The following is a 4,358-nucleotide window of genomic DNA, read 5'->3' on the forward strand; positions in this document are numbered from 1 at the left end:
AATACAGGAATACAGGAATACAGGAATACAGGAATACAGGAATACAGGAATACAGGAATACAGGAATACAGGAATACAGGAATACAGGAATACAGGACCGAATTACGCCTTTTAATTGAATAACTATCAGCTTCTCGTATCATTTGGCGCCATAAAACTTTCTTCCTACCATCATATTTCTTTTATTAAAATGAAGCAGAATTGTATTTCTTTCTATTATTTGGGAAAGAGTATTACTGAAAACTAAAAGGGAGGGGTACAAATGGAAGCCAATATGAGTGTTGAAGAAGTTGTGAGTCAAATTGCTGAATTAGTACAAAAAGAAGGACAGCCACTAGGAAAGAAACAGGTAAAGAAGTCAAATCCAGAGTTAATGAAAAATGCATTGTATTATTTTCCGAATTGGGAAGATGCAATGAAAAAAGCATCCGATCGTAATCTACAGTAGTTAGAATTATTAATAAGGTTGGATAAGTACTATTTCCAACCTTTTTTTCACTCAAATATCATTTAGCTGAATTGTAAAAAGTAACACCAATTCTTGAGTAAAACTCCTTCGTACAGTTACTCCATAATCTGGTCTTTTGTGGAAGAAGGGCTAATATTTCTGTGTAATTATAATTCTAAGGACTTTTAAAATAAAAGCTTAAAGGAACTGTCTTTCTCGATTTATCTGAGCGCACTTTTAAATCAAATTGAATTTACAGAAATCCCGTTTGTAAATACCCAGATGTGTAATTAAACTTAAATACAGGAATACAGGAATACAGGAATACAGGAATACAGGAATACAGGAATACAGGAATACAGGAATACAGGAATACAGATGTTAAAGGTTCCCCTAATTTCTAACCTCAATCGACGTTTTTTATTAAAGGAAGTACCTCACAATCTGTCTTTATAATGAAAATAAGTGCTTTTCACTTGTTAGGGAAAGTGCTAGATTGCTTAGTATTGAATACAAACCTATATGTCAATACATAAAACCCCTTGCGACCAAAATGGTGACCGTTAATGAGTATTGTCGTTCGATATTATTCCTTCTACTTACATTATACGACTATTTGTAAATCGTTTATAGACTACTCTTTTTGTAAATCCTATCCTATACTGTGATACATAAATCTAAAAATATGAGAGGTGTATCAGTATGAATGACCAAAAAGATGTGTTAGACAAGGGTCCATTTTTTCATGGTACTAAAGCAGAATTAAAAATTGGAGAGTTATTAGAACCACAACACTTATCGAATTATCAAGATAAGAAATCTAATTATATATATTTTACTGCAACATTAGATGCTGCTAAATGGGGTGCTGAATTAGCAACATCTAAATCAAAAGAAAGAATTTATATTGTAGAACCATTAGGCGATTTTGAAAATGATCCGAACTTAACAGACAAAAGATTTCCTGGAAACCCAACACGTTCGTATCGGTCTAAATCTCCTTTGAAAATCATAGCTGAATTAGGTTCGTGGGAAAGACATTCTGATGAACAAATAAATCATATGCTTTCATCTTTAAAAAAGTTACGGGAACAAGGAAATGCTGTCATAGAAGATTAATCCTTAATAATGTATAAGGTATAAAGTAGTAAACGGTCTGTAAATAGTGGATATTTCATTGGTTGGAGTCAGGAGCGTCATGAAATTCATTATGATTCCCCTCATTAGTCCTTCTGAACAAGGGAGTTCCAAATCTGAGTAATAAAAGGAATACAAAATAAAATGGGTAGCCATCACCAAAAAACTTTGATCATGGCTACCTTTACTAATTTTACAAATACGCTTCAGATTTTCGCTTTTATATTATTTTTTTCTTCTAGTAGGTCGGTTATGAGGATCCCATAAGGAACCTTCCCATTCAAAGTTTACAAGGATTCTTTCGCCTTTTTCGTTGGGCATAACGAGTTTCAATTTATTATCAAGCATCAACTTACACAAACCAATTTCTGTTTTATATCCCCAATCAGTTGCCTTCATACCTTTTTCTTTTGATTGAATGTACTGCGGAAAGTTATTCGCTAGCATATCAATCGAAACCATATCGAGGTGGTAGGCTGTATCACTATAATTCCCTATGTAATAAGGAACCACTGTACCGTTATATCGAAAGCCAATATATCCTTTTGTATATGTAGGTCCTACAAATTCATTTACCTTTGCAGTAATTTCTGCCATATCCATCCCTCCAATTTATTTTTATAATAAATTTTTTTACCACTAATATCCACATTTATTTAAAATCTAATTAAGCTAAATAGAAAAAATCATGTTTAATAATTAAATTAAAACCAGCCACTTTTTCATTGAGTAGCTGGCCCTATCAAATCAATTTTTTAAGTAAAACTTTCCATTCTTTTATACACAACTCTTCGCTAGTTTTTTCAAATTAATATGATAAAAATCGAAAATGGGAATTAAAAATGTATTGGTAGGAGAAGAATTTAGGAAAGAATAAGATAAGAAAAATGTATTTTGGGAGTTGAAAGAGGAGTTTTTGGTGGTAGTTACATAGTTCCTGTAAAGAAGCTGGTAATGTGTATTTTCCAAACGTTATCTTCTTTAATAAAAGTTGATTGAATGTATTCCTCATTAGAAATATCTGATTTAATCATGTACGTGAGTCGAACATGTTCTGGATCCACAAATTGAATATCTTCTATTCTATATTGGAAATTAGGTGTTATCCCTGTAAAGCCTTTTGATAAGCTCGAATGGATTTGAAACCCCGTTTGATAAAGGGTATACATTCCTTGAACGCTTTCATCCGTTAAACCATCTCCGAAATATATATATGGTTTCCCTTTGTAATAGTCATTTTCAAAAAGTGATTCGATAAAAATTCGAGCACTTTCTTTAATCGCTTCTTCTTCCTGTGACGAGTCGTCGTTTAATTCCAATATCTGATCTCCATAGGTGGTAATTACATAATAGATGACAAAAAGCCCTGCTGCCCACCAAACAAATCCCCAAATTAACTTTATTAATGCCCTTATCATTACATGCCTCCAATATTTGTAAAATTAACTCTTGAATCATAATACTTAACTGCAATCTGAAAAATTAGTAACTAAGGTGAATTTCTTTTTTTATTGAAAGCTTTATCTGTGTACTAAGGGAAATATAGGGCTGGGACTACCTTTCTCGATTTGTCTAAGCGCTCTTTTAAATCAAACTGCATTTACAGAACTAAGTTTGCAAATCCATGTATTTGTAATTAAACTTAAATACAGAAATACAGAAATACAGAAATACAGAAATACAGAAATACAGAAATACAGAAATACAGAAATACAGAAATACAGAAATACAGAAATACAGAAATACAGAAATACAGAAATACAGAAATACAGAAATACAGTTGTGTGTAAAGTGAATGTTAATTTAAAAAAGCCGAATTAAATTCGACTTTTTACATCTCCATAAAAGAGTCCTTTAATTGAATAACTCAAACACAATCAGAACCTTAAAATCAATCCATTCTTCTTGCACAAAAGCCTCCAATAGCCTAAGTAAACCATTTCATAAACTTCAATAAAATTGATTAGAATACCATCTCTTTTAACTACAAATCAAATATCTTTACAAGCCCATGCATCAATTTCTACTTTAAACGAAGGTGCCGCTAGTGCTACGACATAAATCATTGTAGTACAAGGAAGATGTTCTCCGAGGAAATCTCCAATTATTCTTCTCCGTTGTTCCGCTTCAAAGTCTCCAACTAAGTAAAATACCATTTTTGTTAAATCTTTAATATCCATTTTAGCAGCATCTAGATTCTTCTGTACGTTCTCTAAAGCCAATTGGAGTTGTTCTAGTGGATTCTCCGGTACAGTACCATCTATTCTCATACCTAATTGTCCAGATAAATTCAACAATCTAGTTGGACCTGTAACCTCTATTTGGTGCACATAAGGAGCCACTGGATTATGAATTGTATCTGGATTCCTTGAAATTTTCACTTTAAATCATTCCTTTCTGCACTTCTTATTCAACAAACCTGCTTCGATAGTTTAAGTGCATTTCTACACAATCTCAAATAATTTTAACATAAATATCCAGATTATTTCGAAGGTATTGTTCAACAATCGGCCCGTTTGTTGAAGAAGGGATAGTGTCTTTATGTAATTGTAATTCTAATCACTTTTAAAACAAAAGCTTAGGGGACAGTCCTTCTCGATTCATTTGAGCTCTCTTTTAAATCAACCTGAATTTACAGAAATCTAGGTTGTAATTACTTATATTTGTAATCAAACTTAAATACAGGAATACAGGAATACAGGAATACAGGAATACAGGAATACAGGAATACAGGAATACAGGAATACAGGAATACAGGAATACAGGAATACAG

5 protein-coding genes are annotated in these 4,358 nt (G+C 32.3%); 2 read left to right on the plus strand and 3 right to left on the minus strand.

What is annotated here, in order from left to right:
• Positions 1-262 precede the first annotated feature (262 nt).
• On the plus strand, positions 263-448 hold the full coding sequence (locus EK386_RS19480; RefSeq protein WP_126660843.1) for a hypothetical protein: 186 nt from the start codon (positions 263-265) through the stop codon (positions 446-448).
• Between the two features lie 702 nt (positions 449-1,150).
• On the plus strand, positions 1,151-1,567 hold the full coding sequence (gene arr, locus EK386_RS19485; protein ID WP_126660844.1) for an NAD(+)--rifampin ADP-ribosyltransferase: 417 nt from the start codon (positions 1,151-1,153) through the stop codon (positions 1,565-1,567).
• A gap of 243 nt (positions 1,568-1,810) precedes the next feature.
• On the opposite strand, the gene EK386_RS19490 is transcribed toward arr, so the two are convergent.
• From EK386_RS19490 to EK386_RS19505, 3 genes are all read right to left on the minus strand, one after another.
• Positions 1,811-2,182, minus strand: a complete 372-nt coding sequence (locus EK386_RS19490; RefSeq protein ID WP_126660845.1) for a hypothetical protein — start codon at positions 2,180-2,182, stop codon at positions 1,811-1,813.
• A 329-nt stretch (positions 2,183-2,511) separates the two neighbouring features.
• Entirely contained in the window at positions 2,512-3,003 is a 492-nt protein-coding gene (locus EK386_RS19495; protein ID WP_126660846.1) for a hypothetical protein, read from the minus strand.
• Between the two features lie 573 nt (positions 3,004-3,576).
• The gene (locus EK386_RS19505) at positions 3,577-3,966 is read right to left on the minus strand and encodes a RidA family protein (protein ID WP_126660847.1); all 390 of its coding nucleotides are present in this window, start codon (positions 3,964-3,966) and stop codon (positions 3,577-3,579) included.
• Between the last annotated feature and the right edge of the window lie 392 nt (positions 3,967-4,358).

The sequence above is a fragment of the Lysinibacillus antri genome (assembly GCF_003977595.1).
Classification (GTDB): Bacteria; Bacillota; Bacilli; order Bacillales_A; family Planococcaceae; genus Ureibacillus; species Ureibacillus antri.